This is a genomic window from Streptomyces sp. NPDC102259 (genome assembly GCF_044766465.1).
In the GTDB taxonomy this organism is placed as follows: domain Bacteria; phylum Actinomycetota; class Actinomycetes; order Streptomycetales; family Streptomycetaceae; genus Streptomyces.
This window is the reverse complement of sequence record NZ_JBIWMA010000005.1, coordinates 354558-371235: the sequence shown is the minus strand read 5'-3', so window position 1 is coordinate 371235 and position 16678 is coordinate 354558. Positions and strand designations below refer to the sequence as shown.

Below are 16678 nucleotides of genomic sequence, written 5' to 3'. Positions count from 1 at the left end.
TGTGGCGCGGACCGCCGCCGCCGAAGCTTGTCCCCATGAGTGACACACCGGTCAAGCAGCAGAGCACGGCAGCGTTCTACGGACAGGCCGTGGCCTCCTTCGGCATCGCCATCGCGGCCACCGCCATCGGCATCTACAACCTCCACACCGACGCCTGGGTGCGCGGCTTCCTGGCGATCGCCGTCCTGTATCTGGTGACCTCCGCCTTCACGCTGGCGAAGGTGATCCGCGACCGTCAGGAGGCAGGACAGATCGTGAGCCGGGTGGACCAGGCCCGCCTGGAGAAGCTCCTCGCCGACCACGATCCCTTCGAGAAGATCTGAGCAGGCACTCTAAGCGGCCGCTCACCTTCGGCGGTATGGTGTAGCTCCTGTACCGAGAGGGGCGAACGAGCGATGAGTACGGCGGAGGAGACGGCCGGCGGCGAGATCGAGCCGTGGGAAGAGGTCACCCCTGACGCGGCCCGGCGACTGCTGGTCGCCGCCGTGGAGGCTTTCGCCGAGCGCGGATACCACGCGACGACGACCCGCGACATCGCGGGTCGCGCGGGAATGAGCCCGGCCGCCCTGTACATCCACTACAAGACCAAGGAAGAGCTGCTCCACCGCATCAGCCGGATCGGCCACGACCGTGCGCTGGGCATCCTGCGCGCGGCGGCCGCCGGCGAGGGCGACGCGACCCGGCGCCTCGCGGACGCCGTGAGCTCCTTCGTCCGCTGGCACGCCGGGCGGCGCACCACGGCACGGGTCGTCCAGTACGAACTGGACGCCCTCGGCCCCGACGCCCGCGCCGAGATCCTCGACCTGCGCCGACAGGTCGACGCCGAGGTGCGCGGGATCATCGAGGACGGCGTGGCGAGCGGCGAGTTCGCCGTACCGGACGTGCAGGGCACGACCCTTGCCGTGCTGTCCCTCTGCATCGACGTGGCCCGCTGGTTCAACGTGGACGGCCCCCGCACGCCCGACGAGGTCGGCGCGCTGTACGCCGACCTCGTGCTGCGGATGGTGGGCGCCGCGAAGTAGCGCCCCCAGGCCGTCGCCCGGTCGCCTACAGGCCGTCGCCTCCAGGCAATCGTCTACAGGTAGTAGCGGGCCACCGACTCCGCCACGCACACGGGCTTGTCCCCGCCCTCGCGCTCCACGGTGAAGGCGACGGCCACCTGGACGCCGCCGGTGACGTCCTCGACGCCGGTGATCGTCGCGGTGGCGCGCACCCGCGAGCCGACGGGTACGGGGGAGGGGAAACGGACCTTGTTCGTCCCGTAGTTGACGCCCATCTTCACGTTCTCGACCTTGATCAGCTGCGGGCCGAAGAGCGGCAGCAGGGAGAGCGTGAGATAGCCGTGCGCGATGGTGGTGCCGAAGGGGCCGGCGGCGGCCTTCTCGGGGTCGACATGGATCCACTGGTGGTCTCCGGTGGCCTCCGCGAAGAGGTCGATCCGCTTCTGGTCGACCTCCAGCCAGTCGGTGTACCCCAGCTGCTCGCCCACCGCCGCCTTCAGGTCGTCGGCGGACGTGAAGATCTTCGGCTCTGCCATGTCTGCGGCCCTCTCGCGTCACTAGCTGCCCATGTCACCATGCCATAGGTCTAAGCGACTGCTTAGCATGGTCGGGTCCCGGGCCGATGTCAACGGACCCGTGGACGAGCCGATGGGTAGGCTTCCAGGGGTGCCCCAGATTCCCGAGAAGATCCACGAGCTCACGGTCGGCCAGCTCGCCGCGCGCAGCGGCGCCGCCGTCTCCGCCCTGCACTTCTACGAGACGAAGGGGCTGATCAGCAGCCGTCGCACGGCGGGCAACCAGCGCCGCTACCACCGTGACACGCTGCGCCGCGTCGCCTTCGTCCGCGCGGCGCAACGCGTCGGCATCCCGCTGGCCACGATCCGCGAGGCCCTCGCCGAGCTCCCCGAGGAGCGCACCCCGACCCGTGAGGACTGGGCCCGGCTCTCGGAGGCCTGGCGCACGGAGCTGGACGAGCGCATCAAGCAGCTCAACCGGCTCCGCGACCATCTCACCGACTGCATCGGCTGCGGCTGCCTGTCCCTCGCCACCTGCGTCCTGTCCAACCCGGACGACGCGTTCGGCGAACGGGGTTCCGGCTCACGGCTGTTGGTGGCGCAGCGGGCGGGGGAGAAAGGGGCGGCCGAGCCGAGGGTGTCCGAGCCGAGGGTGGGGGAGGAGCGGGAGGAGGAGAAGGCGGCCGGCTGTTATTGAGCCGGGCCCGTTGGAGCGCCCGGCGGCCCGGCGCACCCGTGCACCCGGCGCACCCGGCGCGCCCGCATAAGTGGCGCACCCGGCGTGTCCGGGGCCCCTCGCGCCCGGCCGCGCGCCGCCGCCCCCTCCCGTCCTCGGTTCCCTCCCGTCCTCGGTTCCCTCACTCGTACTCGGTTCCGCCCTTGCGGGTCAGATACGCACCGCTCACCGCCTTGGCGATGGCCCGGCCCCCCGTCACCGGGCTGTACCGCTCGACGGCGGGCCGGATGACCACGCCCTCGCGCAGGTGCAGCCCTCGTCCGGACACCGTCTCGCGGCCGGTCGCGATCTCCAGGACCCGCTCGCTGTCGTACGGGCCCTCGAACAGGCGGGGTACGAGGGGCAGTTCGCCGTCAAGCAGCTCCGCCGCGTCCAGCCAGCGCACCACGCCGTCGATCTCCGCGGACACGTCGAACACCGCGTATCCGAGGGTGTCGCGTCGGCCGTCCGCGCCGTACGTCAGATCCTGCACGCCCGCTCCGTACACCTCCCCGAAGACGCCGATCCGGCGCGCGCCCAGTCGCTCGGCGAGACGGGCCGCCGCCGCGGGGACGCCATGGCCGTGCACGGCCCGCCAGTACAGGTTCCTCGGATCCTCCGTCAGGGCCAGGGACTTCGAGCCGAAGCCCTTCGAGGAGACGTACACCCGCTCCTCGTCCGCGACATAGGTCAAAAGGCACGCCGAGCCGTGCAGTTTCTCGGTCAGGACCACCGGCTCGCCGGGTTCGAAGATGCCGGGGTAGCGCTGGATGTTCTCGATGTCGACCCAGGGCAGCAGATCCGGCGCCGCCTCGACGTCGCCGCTCATGGTCGGCGGGATCGGCGGCACCCACTTGACGATGCCCAGCCGCTCCGCGAAGTCGGTGCCCTCCGCGGCGGCCAGCGCCAGGTCGACGTCCGCCAGCGCCTCGGGCCGGCACACGATCCCCTGCGACAGCTCGCCCCGCAGCCGCACCGCCTTCACCCGGTCCGACCCGCTGCCCGCCAGCCGCCCGGTCAGCCCCAGCTCCTCGACCAGTCCGGTGGGGAGCACCGACTGCTCGGGGATGTACAGGGCGGCCTCGCCGGTGCGGTACGCGCCCTTGGCGACGACGGCCCGGTACAGGCCGACCTGGGCCAGTTCGAGGGCGTCGGCGTTGGGGTGTTCGTGGACGGTCAGCACTTCGGCGGTGACGCGCAGCGTCGACATGAGGGCTCCTTCAAGGCCGCTGAGGGGTGGCTCAGTTGGGTTTCATCGCCCTCAACTCTCCCCGCCGGAAAGGGATGGAGCGACCCGATTAGCGGCTGGTACCGTCTCCTCCTCGCGCGGTGGGCTCACCCGCGCGCCGGGTCAGCGCCTCCGCCACCAACTGGGCGTTGGACAGCGCCCGTTCCCCGTCCGGCAGGGTCAGCATGTCCTCCAGGCCCACTCGGGTCGGCAGGCCCAGCCGCCCCGCCAGCCGCAGCACCGGCCATGCGCCTTCGTCCTCGCCGTGCAGCAGAATCGGACGGCCGAACGCGGTGCCCAGCTCGGCCAGGAGAGCACGCGCGGTCGACTCGGCCGTGTCCGGGGTGGTGTCCGTCACCTCCGCGAGCACCCGCAGCACCTTTGGGCCGAGGGGCGAGCGGGCGAACCGCGCCGCCCCGTCCGTACCGGACCAGATGCCGGCCTCCACGCCCACGCCTCTGTGGAGGAGGGCGGCGGCCAGCTCCTCCGCGCCCGGCTCGTGCCAGTTGACGGAGGCGTGGTCGGGCAGCACCGTCCAGTCGCGCACCCGGGTGAGCCGGGCCGCCGGGTCCGGGTGCGCCCAGGCGCCTGTCGTCACGCCGACCGGCACCGCCACCCGCGCCCGTATCGCGTCGAGGGTCGCCGCGACCACCCGCGGCGACATCGTGTCCTGTCCGCACGGGGTCTTGGGATGGACGTGGACGTCCGTGGCCCCCGCCGCGACGGCCTCGGCCGCGGCGTCCGCCATCGCCTCGGGCGTCAGCGGCACGATCGCCCCGTCCGCGGTGCCGCGCGCTCCGTTGAGACAGACCTGCACCATGCCTCGATGGTGACACCCGCCACTGACAACGGCGTCGGTCGTCGGCATCCGTCGCCCGCACCGGCGTGATGGGGGGTGCGGCATCCCCGGCGCACCCCCGCCGTGCTCTCAGGCCGGCCGCGGGCCGACCTTGGGCAGAACTCGGGCCGGTGTCAGGCCGACACCAGCAGACGTCCGCTCCTGGCGTAGGCCAGGGCCTCGGGCGTGAGCACGGGGCGCGGCACGAGAATCCCGCAGTCCGCACAGACCGGGCCGGCCGACGGTTCGTGATCCAGGTCGTACTTCCAGGGCAGCCGCTCGCCGCCGCACACCGGGCAGCCGGAACCCGGCGCGCGCTCCAACGCGGCGGTCAGCTTGCGCAGCACGTCGGCCAGCGGCTCACGGGGGTGGAGCCGCGGGTCGTCGCACCAGGCGACGCCGAAGCCGCCCCAGGTCAGCCGGTGCCAGTCGTCCACGCTGCCGGGCCTGCGCAGCCCGTCGTGCTTCTCCTTCTTGCGGCGTTCGGCGAACTCGGCCTCGTAGGCCAGCCACACCGCCCGCGCCTCCTCCAGCTCGTCCAGCGCGGCCACGAGCCGCGCTGGATCGGGGGAGCGGTCCTCCGGACCGAACCCGGCCCGGGAGCACAGGTGGTCCCAGGTCGCGCGGTGTCCGTAGGGGGCGAACCGCTCAAGGCACTTGCGCAGTGAATACCGCCGTAGTGCGAGATCGCACCGGGGGTCTCGCACCTGTCTCGCCAGACTCCGGAAACCGGCCATCGCCTTGCACCTCCGTCACATCTGCATCTGCACTTCGGTCACTTCGGCGTCGTCGTACGGACGTCGTCGAATAGACGTATCGACATGCGATTCGGCTCCATCCGATTTTCGAGGACCTCCACCTGTCGAAAACTTGACGCATGTTCATCTTCAATCCCGGGGATACCGGCGGTAACCTTCCGCCGACCCCCCCGTCGCTAGGAGCAGCCGATGCCACGGCGAACCCCCCGCTTCACTCTCGACAGACTGAGAACTCCCGGCAGATTCCCCGGGTTCCTGAAGACAGCCTCCGTATGCGCGCTGATCGCCGGTCTTTTGTCGCCGCTTTCCCAAATGGCGGTAGCCGCCGAGGCCACAGCGGCGAACGACTACTGCGGCGGCCAGTGTTCCGACATCCTGCCGCCCGGCGAGAACGGCAACGCCACCCTCGCGCAGGTCCTGCTCAACCAGGCATTCGGCACCCAGCCCGAGCATGCCGAGGACCAGCTCGGCCCCTACGCCAACCTGGCCAAGGGCTACTCCACCCTCACCAACGCCACGATCAACACGTTCTTCAACGACGCGTCGTTCGGTGTCGCTTCCGATCAAGTCGCCTCCACCCTGAGCCCGGCGGGCCGCGGCGACGTGACGATCGTCCGCGACAAGAAGACGGGCGTACCGCACATCACCGGTACCACCAGATACGGCACCGAGTTCGGCGCCGGATATGCGGCAGCCCAGGACCGGCTGTGGCTGATGGACGTCTTCCGGCACGTCGGCCGAGGCCAGCTCACCGCCTTCGCGGGTGGCGACCCCTCCAACCAGGGTCTTGAACAGCAGTTCTGGCGCAACGCTCCGTACACCGAGGCAGACCTCCAGGCCCAGATCGACAACGCCGTGGCCAACAACGGCACCCGCGGCCAGCAGGCCCTGGCCGACGCCAACGCCTACCTGGCCGGCATCAACGCCTATATCGACGCCTCCGACAGCGGCCGCTACTTCCCCGGTGAATACGTCCTGACCGGCCACAAGGACTCAATCACCAACGCGGGCACCATCGACCACTTCAAGATCACCGACCTGGTGGCGCTGGCCTCGGTCATCGGCGCGCTCTTCGGATCGGGCGGCGGCGGGGAGGTCAACAACGCGGTGTCGCTGCTCGCCGCGCAGGAGAAGTACGGCGTGGAGCAGGGCACCCAGGTCTGGGAGGCGTTCCGCGAGCGCAACGACCCCGAGGCCGCGCTCACCGTCCACAACGGCCAGAGCTTCCCGTACGCGGCCAAGCCCGCGAGCCCGCAGGGCGAGGCGCTGCCGGACAGCGGCTCGGTGGCCTCGGAGCCGCTGATCTACGACGCCACGGGCACCGGGGGCGACGCCACGGCGACCGTCACCTCCGCCACGGCGACCGCGACCGCCCTCAGCTCGGCCAGGCGGGGCATGTCCAACGCCCTCGTCGTCAGCGGCCAGGCCACCGCGAGCGGCCATCCGATCGCCGTCTTCGGCCCGCAGACCGGCTACTTCGCCCCGCAGTTGCTCATGCTCCAGGAGATCCAGGGCCCGGGCATCAGCGCCCGCGGCGCCTCCTTCGCGGGGCTGAGCATGTACGTCGAGCTCGGCCGCGGCCAGGACTACGCGTGGAGCGCCACGACCTCCGGCCAGGACATCATCGACACCTACGCGGTCGAACTCTGCCAGGACGACTACCACTACCTCTTCCACGGCACCTGCACGGCCATGGACGTGGTGGAGCAGAAGAACGCCTGGAAGCCCACCACCGCCGACGGGACGGCCGCCGGTTCGTACACGATGCGCGTGTACCGCACCAAGTACGGACCCGTGGAGTACCGGGCGACCGTGGGCGGCAAGAAGGTCGCCTACACGACCCTGCGCTCGTCCTTCATGCACGAGGCCGACTCGATCATCGGCTTCCAGATGCTGAACGACCCGGACTACGTCAAGAGCCCGCAGACCTTCCAGAGCGCGGTCCAGCACATCAACTACACCTTCAACTGGTTCTACGCCGACTCCACGCACACCGCGTACTACAACAGCGGCGACAACCCGGTGCGGGCGAGCGGCGTCGACGCCGAGTTCCCGGTGTGGGCGCAGTCGGCGTACGAGTGGAAGAGCTGGGTGCCGGCCACCAACACGGCCGCGTACACGCCGGCCTCGGCGCATCCCAACTCCATCGACCAGGACTACTACATCTCCTGGAACAACAAGCAGGCCAAGGACTACGCCACGGCGTCCTGGGGCGACGGGTCCGTGCACCGCGGCAACCTGCTGGAGGACCGGGTGAAGAAGCTCGTCGCGGCCGGCGGCGTCACGCGCGCGTCCCTGACGAAGGCGATGGCGGACGCGGCCCTCGCCGACCTGCGCGCCGAGGACGTCCTGCCCGACCTGCTGAAGGTGATCAACAGCTCCACGGTCACCGACTCCACGACCGCGGCCGCCGTGACCAAGCTCCAGACCTGGCTGACGGCGGGCGGCAAACGGACGGAGACGGCGGCCGGTTCCAAGACGTACGCCGACGCCGACGCGATCCGGATCCTGGACGCCTGGTGGCCGCTGCTGGTGAAGGCCGAGTTCGAACCCGGTCTCGGCACCGGCCTGTACACGGCGTTCACCGCGAACCTGCCGATCGACGAGACCCCGTCGGCCGCCCACGGCCCGACCGGGGCGCACGCCGGAAGCTCCTTCCAGTACGGCTGGTGGAGCTATGTCGACAAGGACATCCGGTCCGTGCTCGGCGAGTCGGTGCAGGGCGCGCTGCCCCAGAAGTACTGCGGCAGCGGCACCGTCAGCAGTTGCCGGGACGTCCTCATCAGCACCCTGAAGACGGCGGCCGGCAAGACCGCGGCCCAGGTCTACCCGGGCGACACCCTGTGTGCGGCGGGCAATCAGTGGTGCGCCGACTCGATCGTCCAGCGCACCCTGGGCGGCATCAAGCACGGCAACATCAGCTGGCAGAACCGGCCCACCTTCCAGCAGGTGGTGGAGTTCACGTCCCACAGATAGTCACGTTCCACGGGTAGTCGTGTCACGCCGGTAGTCCCTGCGACGGCGGGGCGGGTCCTAACGGATCCGGCCCGCCGCCAGCACCAGCCGCGCCAGCTCGGGGTGCACGATGTCACTGTGCGCCCCGGCCGGCGCCCCGCCACGCCGGACCACCGCCGCCGCGTCGACGTTGACGCACCCCGACGTCGGCAGCGGTCCGGACAGCGCGTCGGCGAGCACGCGCGCGTGCGTGCCCGGCACGGCCTGCACCCCGTCGTGCCCCATGGCGCCCCACTTGGCGCCCAGCGCCTCCCCGACGAGCCCCTGAGCGTCGCCCGCCATCCGCGAGGCGAGCGGGTACATCGTGCTCAGCGCCTGGTCGAACCGCGAGTAACAGCACACCAGGGGGCCGTCGATCCGGTTCTGCTGGCCCTGGAGCACCCCTCGCGGGGCGAACGCGTAGTGCGAGAAGGCCCCTTGGAGCAGCGTCACCGACTTCACCGTGCGCACCCCGTCCGGCAGCCCCCGCAGCGCGAACGACACCAGCCGCCCGCCGAAGCTGTGCCCCACCAGATGCACCCGGACGGCCGGCGCCACCGCCGCCAACCGCCCGACGAGCGGCCCGAGTCCACGCTCGCCGACCGTCCCGGCGCGCCGCTTCATCGCGTAGTACGTCGCCTGCCGCAGCAGCTCGTGCGCCCCGTCCCACGGGTCGGGCAGCGCGAACTCCCCGGCCCCCGGTGCGGAATCGAGGCCGGACAGGGCCCGCGCGAACTCCTCGCAGGCCACCGCCGTCGGGCAGGCGAACATCTCCGGCTCGTCCTGGGGCACACCCTCCGCCAGGGTGTCCGCTCCGAACAGAGCCTGCGGTCCCGGCGGGATCACGTCCACCAGCAGTCGCACCAGTCGGCCGAACTCCTCCAGCTCGGCCTCCTCGGGCGGCCGCTGCTCCAGCAGCCGTGCGATCCGGTCGACCAGCGTGGCCCGGCCGGGGAACGTCTCGAGGAGCGCGTGCCGGGTGTCCCCGTCCAGGGCCGGGCGTCGGGTCCGCGCGGCCGCCGCGGAGCGCGGGAGGTCGGGGATCGGCTCGTCCGAGAACCGCATCGACGGCCACACCACGCCCACGTAGCCGATGCGCGCCGCCGGGGCGAGTGCGGGGATCGGGGCGAAGAAGCGGCTGTAGAGCAGGGTCGCGCCGGTGCGGTCGCTGTTCCAGCCGTGCGAGAAGACGATCAGGTCACGGACCCCGCTCCGCTTCACCCCGGCCAGCAGCCGGTCCCGGCGTCCGGCGTCGACGTCCCCGTCGGCGTCGAAGGTCAGCTCCCAGTAGGGAGTCACGCTCATCGCCGGATCCGCCATGACAGGTCCCCTCGTCCCCCGAAGCGGTGCGCCAAGTGCGCGCATCGTCCTGCGAACGGGGGTAATTGGCCATACGTCACGGCTCATCCGTACAAGAGGCAATCCCGTCCCGTCCGCCGGAACGGGCCCGAGTCGATGCGGGGCACCCCTTCCGCCACAACATACCGACTGGTTAGTCTGACGGAGAGCCGATTCGTGCCGCAGTCGCGTCGAAGGAGACCGGGTGGAAGCCGTGCAGGATGCCGGAGTGGTCGTGACCGGAGCGGGAGGCGGTATCGGGGCCGCGCTGGCCCGCCGCTTCGCCGCCGAGGGAGCCCGGGTCGTCGTCAACGACCTCGACGCGGACCGGGCGCACGCCGTCGCCGACGAGATCGGCGGGATCGCGGTCCCCGGCGACGCTTCCCGGATCGTCGAGGAGGCCCGGGAGGCGCTCGGCGGCACCGTCGACGTGTACTGCGCCAACGCCGGAGTCGGCTCGGGCGGCTCTGAGTCGGCCGAGGAGGCCGTCTGGGCGCTGGCCTGGGACGTCAACGTCATGGCCCATGTCCGTGCGGCCCACGCGCTGCTCCCGGACTGGCTGGAGCGCGGCCGGGGCCGGTTCGTCTCGACCGTGTCCGCCGCCGGGCTGCTCACGATGATCGGCGCCGCTCCGTACAGCGTGACCAAGCACGGCGCGTACGCCTTCGCCGAGTGGCTGTCGCTGACCTACCGCCACCGGGGGATCAAGGTCCACGCGATCTGTCCCCAGGGCGTCCGCACCGACATGCTGGACGCCACCGGCAGCGCGGGCGACCTGGTGCTCAAGCCGACCGCGATCGAGCCGCAGGACGTGGCGGACGCCCTGTTCAAGGGCATCGCGGAGGACCGTTTCCTGATCCTGCCGCACCCCGAGGTCGCCGGGTACTACCAGGTGCGGGCCGGGGATCCCGACCGCTGGCTGACCAACATGAACCACCTCCAGCAGAAGTGGGAGACCGCCGAATGACCGCGCCCGCCTCCCGTTACGCGGCCAAGCCCTGGCTGGCCCTCCTCGACGAGGCCCAGCGTGCCCCGATCGACCCCGCCGACTCCCTCGTGCACGCCTTCCGCAGGTCCGTCGCCGAGGCCCCCGACCGCACCTGCCTCGCCTACTTCGACGGGCGGCTCGGCTACCGCGAGGTGGACGAGCTCAGCGACTCCGTGGCCGGTCACCTCGCCGCCCGCGGCCTGGAGCCCGGTGACCGGGTCGCCGTGCTGCTGCAGAACTCCCCGTCCTTCGTCATCGCCCTGCTCGGCGCGTGGAAGGCGGGCGCGACGGTCGTCCCCGTCAACCCGATGTACAAGTCGGGCGAGGTCGCCCACGTCCTGCGGGACGGCGAGGTGGCCGCGCTGATCTGCTCCGACCGGGCCTGGGAGTCGTATCTGCGGGAGACGGCCGCCGACTCGCCGGTGCGGATCGTGCTCACCGGCTGCGAGCTGGACTTCCAGACCCGGGGCGACGCGCGCGTGCTGACCTTCGAACGGCTCCCGCAGGCGTCGGACGCCGACGACCTCACCGCCGTCGCCCGCGCCGGCCACAAGGCCCCCGAGGGCCGCGAGGCCGCCCCCGGCGACATCGCCCTGATCAGCTACACCTCGGGCACGAGCGGCGCCCCCAAGGGCGCCACCAACACCCACCGCAACATCATGGTCAACGCCGAACGGCAGCGCACCGGCCTGCGCCTGCCCGAGGCGCCCGTCTACTACGCGCTCGCGCCGCTGTTCCACATCACCGGCATGGTCTGCCAGCTCGGCGCCTGTCTGAACAGCGCGGGGACACTCGTCCTGACGTACCGCTTCGAGGCGGGCGTCGTGCTGGAGGCGTTCGCCGAGCACAAGCCGCACTACACGGTGGGCCCGTCCACCGCCTTCATGGCGCTGGCCGCCCACCCCGACGTCACCCGGGACCACTTCGCGTCCTTCGTGCACATCTCCTCCGGCGGCGCGCCGGTGCCGCCCGCCCTGGTGGAGAAGTTCCGGGCGGGCTTCGGGCCGTACATCCGCAACGGCTACGGACTCACCGAGTGCACCGCGCCCTGCGCCTCCGTGCCGCCCCAGCACGAGGCGCCGGTCGACCCGGCCTCCGGGACCCTCGCCGTCGGCGTGCCCGGGCCCGACACGGTCGTACGCATCGTCGACGACCAGGGCGCGGAGGTGCCCTTCGGCGAGCAGGGCGAGATCGTCGTACGGGGCCCGCAGGTGGTCCCCGGGTACTGGCGCCTGCCCGAGGCCACCGCCGAGACCTTCCCCGGCGGCGAACTGCGCACCGGCGACATCGGGTTCATGGACGAACAGGGCTGGCTGTACGTCGTCGACCGCAAGAAGGACATGATCAACGCGTCCGGCTTCAAGGTGTGGCCGCGCGAGGTCGAGGACGTGCTGTACACGCACCCGGCGGTGCGCGAGGCGGCCGTCGTCGGGGTGCCGGACGGCTATCGCGGGGAGACCGTCAGGGCGTACATCAGCCTGCGTCCCGGCGCCGACGCGGATGCCGATACGCTCGCGGCCTACTGCAAGGACAGGCTGGCCGCGTACAAGTATCCGCGGCAGGTGGTGATCCTGCCCGACCTGCCCAAGACGGCGACTGGCAAGATCCTCCGTCGGGAGCTGCGTTCGCGCCCACAGGACAGTCGGTAACAATCAGCAGCAGATCCGCAGCAGGTCCGCGGCACGTCAGCGGTACGACAGCCGGTAAGGCTCGCCGATAAGGCATCGAGGAAGGCAGGTGGCGGCAGTGCCCAGGACGACGGACGGTGACGGGACACCCGTGCCGCAGCGGCTGCTGGCCGCCGCCACCCGGCTATTCGCCGAGCAGGGCTACGACCGCACGTCGGTACAGGAGATCGTCGAGGCGGCAGGCGTCACCAAGGGCGCGCTGTACCACTACTTCGGCTCCAAGGACGACCTCCTGCACGAGGTGTACGCGCGCGTGCTGCGCGTTCAGCAGGAGCGTCTGGACACCTTCGCGAACGCCGACGAGCCGATCGAGAAGCGGCTGCGGGGCGCGGCGGCGGACGTCGTCGTCACGACGATCGAGAACCTCGACGACGCGTCGATCTTCTTCCGTTCGATGCACCATCTGAGCCCAGAGAAGAACAAGCAGGTGCGGGCCGAGCGCCGGCGCTACCACGAGCGCTTCCGCGCCCTCGTCGAAGAGGGCCAGGAGGCCGGTGTCTTCTCCACGGCGACCCCGGCCGACCTGGTCGTGGACTACCACTTCGGCTCGGTCCACCACCTGTCGACCTGGTACCGCCCGGACGGTTCGATGGGCCCGCAGGAGGTCGCCGATCATCTGGCGGACCTTCTGCTGCGGGCCCTGCGGCCCTAAGTAGCCGACAGACGGGTAGACAGGTAAGGGGCGGTCGCCATGGCGACCGCCCCTTACCGCGTGTCCTAGAGGTACTTCTTCAGTTCCCGTCGGGCCAGTGACCGCTGGTGCACCTCGTCCGGCCCGTCGGCGATCATCAGCGTGCGCGCTCCGGCGTACAGCTCGGCCAGCGGGAAGTCCTGGCTGACGCCGCCCGCGCCGTGCAGCTGGATCGCCCGGTCGATGATGTCGACGACCGCGCGGGGCGTCGCGATCTTGATGGCCTGGATCTCCGAGTGGGCGCCCCGGTTGCCGACGGTGTCCATCATCCAGGCGGTCTTCAGCACCAGCAGCCGCAGCTGCTCGACCGTCACGCGCGCGTCCGCGATCCAGTTGTGGACCACGCCCTGCTGGGCCAGCGCCTTGCCGAAGGCGTCGCGGGAGACGGCCCGCCGGCACATCAGCTCGATCGCCCGCTCCGCCATGCCGATCAGCCGCATGCAGTGGTGGATGCGGCCGGGACCGAGCCGGGCCTGGGCGATGGCGAAGCCGCCGCCCTCCTCGCCGATCAGGTTCGTCACCGGCACCCGCGCCCGGTCGAAGACCACCTCGGCGTGGCCGCCGTGGGAGTGGTCCTCGTAGCCGAACACCTTCATGGCCCGCACGACCGTGACACCCGGTGTGTCGCGCGGGACGAGCACCATGGACTGCTGACGGCGGATGTCGGCGCCGTCCGGGTCCGTCTTGCCCATCACGATGAAGATCTTGCAGTCCGGGTTCATCGCCCCGGAGATGTACCACTTGCGACCGGTGATGACGTACTCGTCGCCGTCCCGCTCGATCAGCGTGGTGATGTTCGTGGCGTCGGAGGAGGCCACCTCCGGCTCCGTCATCGCGAACGCCGAGCGGATCTCCCCGGCCAGCAGCGGCTCCAGCCACTGCTTCTGCTGGCGCTCGTCGCCGAACTGGGCGAGCACCTCCATGTTCCCGGTGTCCGGGGCGGCGCAGTTCAGGGCCGTCGGCGCCAACTGCGGGGAACGGCCGGTGATCTCGGCCAGCGGCGCGTACTGGAGGTTCGTCAGACCGGCGCCGTGCTCGGCGTCGGGGAGGAACAGGTTCCACAGGCCCTGGCTGCGGGCCTGCTCCTTCAGCTCCTCGACCACGGCCGGGGTGTCCCACGGCGAGGCGAGCAGCGCGCGCTGCTCCTCGGCGACGGACTCGGCCGGGTACACGTGCTCGTCCATGAAGGCGAGCAGCTTGGCGCGGAGCTCCTCGGTGCGTGCGTCGAACGCGAAGTCCATGCCGGTCAGCCTTCCTGGAGAGTGGTCAGTCCGTGCTCGATGAAGACGGGGACGAGCTCCCCGATGCGGTCGAAGCCGCGTCCGACCGTCTGGCCCAGCGTGTACCGGTAGTGGATGCCCTCCAGGATCACGGCGAGCTTGAACCAGGCGAACGCCGTGTACCAGGAGACAGCCGACACGTCACGCCCCGAGCGGGTCGCGTACCGCTCGATCAGCTCGGCCGGCGACGGGTGCCCGGGAGCCGAGGCGGTCGTGGAGATGGGCGAGTTCGGGAGTTGCAGCGGCACGCTGTACATCGCCAGCAGCCCCAGGTCGGTCAGCGGATCGCCGAGCGTCGACATCTCCCAGTCGAGGATCGCCCGGATCGTGTCGTCGGGCCCGATCAGGACGTTGTCGAGCCGGTAGTCGCCGTGCACGACCGCCGGGGCGGGGGAGTGCGGCAGCCCGCGGCCGAGCGCCGCGTGCAGCTCGTCGATCCCGGGCAGCTCGCGGCTGCGGGAGGCGTCCAACTGCTTGCCCCAGCGGCGCAGCTGCCGGTCGAGGAAGCCCTCGGGGCGGCCGAAGTCGGCGAGGCCCACCGCGGCGGGGTCCACCGCGTGCAGCTCCACCAGCGTGTCCGCCAGCGAGAGGACCGTGTCCCGGGTGCGTCGCTCGCCGATCGGGGCGAGTTCGCCGGCCGTGCGGTACGGGGTGCCCTCGACGAACTCCATGACGTAGAAGGGCGCTCCGGGCGCCGCCTCGTTGTCGGGGTCCTCGCACAGCAGCACCGGGCGCGGAACCGGCACGCTCGTCGGGTGCAGGGCGCTGATCACCCGGTGCTCGCGCCGCATGTCGTGCGCGGTGGCCAGCACGTGTCCGAGCGGAGGGCGCCGCACGACCCACTTCGCGGTGCCGTCGGAGACCGCGTACGTGAGGTTCGACCGTCCGCCCTCGATCAGCCGGCCGGTGAGGGGGCCGTCGACCAGACCGGGACGCTCGCGCTCCAGCAGGACGCGCAGCCGGTCGAGATCGAGACCGGGCGGGTGGTCGGGGCTCATGCGCGGCTCCTGCGGACGGGACGGGAAATCAGCATGCGCACCATGATGCCGACCGGTCGGTATGCCGTCCAGTGGTCACGCCCAACGTGATCGGGGCCACGATAGGACGACGGCCCCCCGGGCCGTACCCGGGGAGCCGTCGCAGAGCGGTTCTCGGCCGCCTCGGCCGTCGTCCTCTGGACCGTTCAGTGGTCGTCCCAGTGGCCGTCGTGCTCGGCGTGCCGGTGCCCGTCGTGCAGGTAGTCCACGTGGTCGCCGTGTCGCACGCGCGCGTGCCCGCAGTCCTCGCCGTGCCGGTGCTCGTGCCCGGCGTGGGCCACGTGCCCGCCCGGCTCGCACTCGTCCCAGTGGCCGCCGTGCTCACGGTGCAGATGCCCGTCGTGGACGTAGTCGACGTGGTCGCCGTGCCGCACCTCGGTGTGCCCGCAGTCCGGGCCGTGCGTGTGGGTGTGGGCGGAGTGCTCGAGATGGAGGGTGGTCATGCTGCTCACCTTCGAAGCTGCGGGGTGATGACGTGGGTGATGTCATGGGTGGAGGCGTGGGTGATGACGTCGGACAGGCTGCCACGTGAACTCCGCATATCAGGTCATTCCGCTTGCGTGGCGTCCGGGTACCCCGGAGGGTCGGACCCATGAAGGCCATCAGCTACTCACGCTACGGCGGCGCCGAGACGCTCGTGTACGGGGACGTCCGCGAGCCCAAGATCGGCCCCGACTCGGTGCTGGTGAAGGTCCGGGCGGCAGCCGTGAACCCCGTCGACTGGAAGGCCCGCGAGGGCTACCTGGACCCGATGATCGACGCCGTCTTCCCGGTGATCCCCGGGTGGGACGTCTCCGGGGTCGTCGTGCAGCTCGGGGTGTCCGTCGCGGAGTACGCGGTCGGCGACGAGGTCATCGGCTACGTCCGCGAGGACTTCCTCTCCCGCGGCACCTTCGCCGAGTACGTCGGCGCTCCGGTGCGCACCCTCGCCCGTAAGCCGCGCAACCTCACCTGGGAGGAGGCCGCGGGCCTGCCGCTGGCCGGGCTCACCGCCTACCAGGTGCTCACCAAGGCCCTCCGGGTGAAGCGCGGCGAGACCGTCCTCGTCCACGCGGCCGCGGGCGGCGTCGGCTCCATCGCCGTGCAGCTCGCCCGCCATCTGGGCGCCCGGGTGATCGGCACGGCGGGCGAGGCCAACCACGACTTCGTACGCTCGCTGGGCGGCGAGCCCGTGACCTACGGCGAGGGGCTCGCCGAACGGGTCCGCGGGCTGGCCCCCGAGGGCGTGGACGCGGCCTTCGACACGGTCGGCGGCGACACGCTGAAGGTGTCCGCCAACCTGCTGGCCCAGGAGGGACGCCTGACGTCGATCGCCGACGGGGACGTCGTCGGCTACGGCGGCCGGTACTACTGGGTCCGGCCGGACGCCGAGGACCTCACCCGGTTGTCGGAACTGGCCGAACAGGGCGTGGTGTCCGTGCACGTCTCCGAGACGTTCCCGCTGGAGCGCGCGGCGGACGCCTACCGGCTGAACGAACGGGGCCGCACCCGGGGCAAGATCGTGGTGACGGTGGACTGGGCGGACGAGGCCCCCGAGGACGGGTCCACCGAGAACGAGGCCCCGGAGAACAAGACCCCCGAGAACGGGGAGCAGTGAGACCGGCGCG

At 71.3% G+C, this 16678-nt stretch carries 16 protein-coding genes; 8 read left to right on the top strand and 8 right to left on the bottom strand.

Features of this window, described 5'->3' with window-relative positions:
* Positions 1–35 precede the first annotated feature (35 nt).
* Positions 36–323, top strand: a complete 288-nt coding sequence (locus tag ACIRPU_RS15865; RefSeq protein ID WP_020128241.1) for a YiaA/YiaB family inner membrane protein — start codon at positions 36–38, stop codon at positions 321–323.
* 72 nt (positions 324–395) lie between these two features.
* Positions 396–1022, top strand: a complete 627-nt coding sequence (locus ACIRPU_RS15860) for a TetR/AcrR family transcriptional regulator (protein WP_355705022.1) — start codon at positions 396–398, stop codon at positions 1020–1022.
* A gap of 53 nt (positions 1023–1075) precedes the next feature.
* Here ACIRPU_RS15860 and ACIRPU_RS15855 read toward each other — a convergent pair whose 3' ends face one another.
* On the bottom strand, positions 1076–1537 hold the full coding sequence (locus tag ACIRPU_RS15855) for a MaoC family dehydratase (RefSeq protein WP_310435249.1): 462 nt from the start codon (positions 1535–1537) through the stop codon (positions 1076–1078).
* A 130-nt stretch (positions 1538–1667) separates the two neighbouring features.
* Between ACIRPU_RS15855 and soxR the strand changes: the two genes are divergently transcribed.
* Complete coding sequence (soxR, locus tag ACIRPU_RS15850; RefSeq protein WP_403866989.1) at positions 1668–2213, top strand: redox-sensitive transcriptional activator SoxR; 546 nt, start codon at positions 1668–1670, stop codon at positions 2211–2213.
* 160 nt (positions 2214–2373) lie between these two features.
* Here the strand turns inward: soxR and ACIRPU_RS15845 are convergent, their stop codons facing one another.
* The 3 genes from ACIRPU_RS15845 to ACIRPU_RS15835 form a co-directional block, all read right to left on the bottom strand.
* The gene (locus tag ACIRPU_RS15845) at positions 2374–3441 is read right to left on the bottom strand and encodes an RNA ligase (ATP) (protein ID WP_403866986.1); all 1068 of its coding nucleotides are present in this window, start codon (positions 3439–3441) and stop codon (positions 2374–2376) included.
* Between the two features lie 88 nt (positions 3442–3529).
* Positions 3530–4279 carry a 3-keto-5-aminohexanoate cleavage protein gene (locus ACIRPU_RS15840; RefSeq protein ID WP_403866983.1) on the bottom strand — a complete coding sequence of 250 codons (750 nt, stop codon included), beginning with the start codon at positions 4277–4279 and terminating at the stop codon, positions 3530–3532.
* Between the two features lie 152 nt (positions 4280–4431).
* Positions 4432–5034, bottom strand: a complete 603-nt coding sequence (locus ACIRPU_RS15835) for a hypothetical protein (protein ID WP_384124391.1) — start codon at positions 5032–5034, stop codon at positions 4432–4434.
* 210 nt (positions 5035–5244) lie between these two features.
* Between ACIRPU_RS15835 and ACIRPU_RS15830 the strand changes: the two genes are divergently transcribed.
* The gene (locus tag ACIRPU_RS15830) at positions 5245–8031 is read left to right on the top strand and encodes a penicillin acylase family protein (RefSeq protein WP_403866979.1); all 2787 of its coding nucleotides are present in this window, start codon (positions 5245–5247) and stop codon (positions 8029–8031) included.
* Between the two features lie 57 nt (positions 8032–8088).
* Here ACIRPU_RS15830 and ACIRPU_RS15825 read toward each other — a convergent pair whose 3' ends face one another.
* Positions 8089–9369 carry a serine-threonine protein kinase gene (locus tag ACIRPU_RS15825; RefSeq protein ID WP_403866976.1) on the bottom strand — a complete coding sequence of 427 codons (1281 nt, stop codon included), beginning with the start codon at positions 9367–9369 and terminating at the stop codon, positions 8089–8091.
* Positions 9370–9592: 223 nt separating this feature from the next.
* On the opposite strand from ACIRPU_RS15825, the gene ACIRPU_RS15820 reads away from it, so the two are divergent.
* The 3 genes from ACIRPU_RS15820 (at position 9593) to ACIRPU_RS15810 (ending at position 12715) form a co-directional block, all read left to right on the top strand.
* The gene (locus ACIRPU_RS15820) at positions 9593–10354 is read left to right on the top strand and encodes an SDR family oxidoreductase (RefSeq protein WP_403866973.1); all 762 of its coding nucleotides are present in this window, start codon (positions 9593–9595) and stop codon (positions 10352–10354) included.
* Entirely contained in the window at positions 10351–12024 is a 1674-nt protein-coding gene (locus ACIRPU_RS15815; RefSeq protein WP_403866970.1) for a class I adenylate-forming enzyme family protein, read from the top strand. Before ACIRPU_RS15820 ends, ACIRPU_RS15815 begins: the two co-directional genes overlap by 4 nt.
* 97 nt (positions 12025–12121) lie before the next feature.
* A complete protein-coding gene (locus ACIRPU_RS15810) occupies positions 12122–12715 on the top strand; it encodes a TetR/AcrR family transcriptional regulator (protein WP_355705031.1) in 594 nt (197 codons plus the stop codon).
* Between the two features lie 65 nt (positions 12716–12780).
* On the opposite strand, the gene ACIRPU_RS15805 is transcribed toward ACIRPU_RS15810, so the two are convergent.
* The 3 genes from ACIRPU_RS15805 to ACIRPU_RS15795 form a co-directional block, all read right to left on the bottom strand.
* Positions 12781–13995 carry an acyl-CoA dehydrogenase family protein gene (locus ACIRPU_RS15805; protein ID WP_355705032.1) on the bottom strand — a complete coding sequence of 405 codons (1215 nt, stop codon included), beginning with the start codon at positions 13993–13995 and terminating at the stop codon, positions 12781–12783.
* A 5-nt stretch (positions 13996–14000) separates the two neighbouring features.
* On the bottom strand, positions 14001–15032 hold the full coding sequence (locus ACIRPU_RS15800) for a phosphotransferase family protein (protein WP_403866966.1): 1032 nt from the start codon (positions 15030–15032) through the stop codon (positions 14001–14003).
* A gap of 185 nt (positions 15033–15217) precedes the next feature.
* On the bottom strand, positions 15218–15514 hold the full coding sequence (locus ACIRPU_RS15795; protein WP_403866963.1) for a hypothetical protein: 297 nt from the start codon (positions 15512–15514) through the stop codon (positions 15218–15220).
* A gap of 149 nt (positions 15515–15663) precedes the next feature.
* On the opposite strand from ACIRPU_RS15795, the gene ACIRPU_RS15790 reads away from it, so the two are divergent.
* On the top strand, positions 15664–16668 hold the full coding sequence (locus ACIRPU_RS15790) for an NADP-dependent oxidoreductase (RefSeq protein WP_403866960.1): 1005 nt from the start codon (positions 15664–15666) through the stop codon (positions 16666–16668).
* Positions 16669–16678 lie beyond the last annotated feature (10 nt).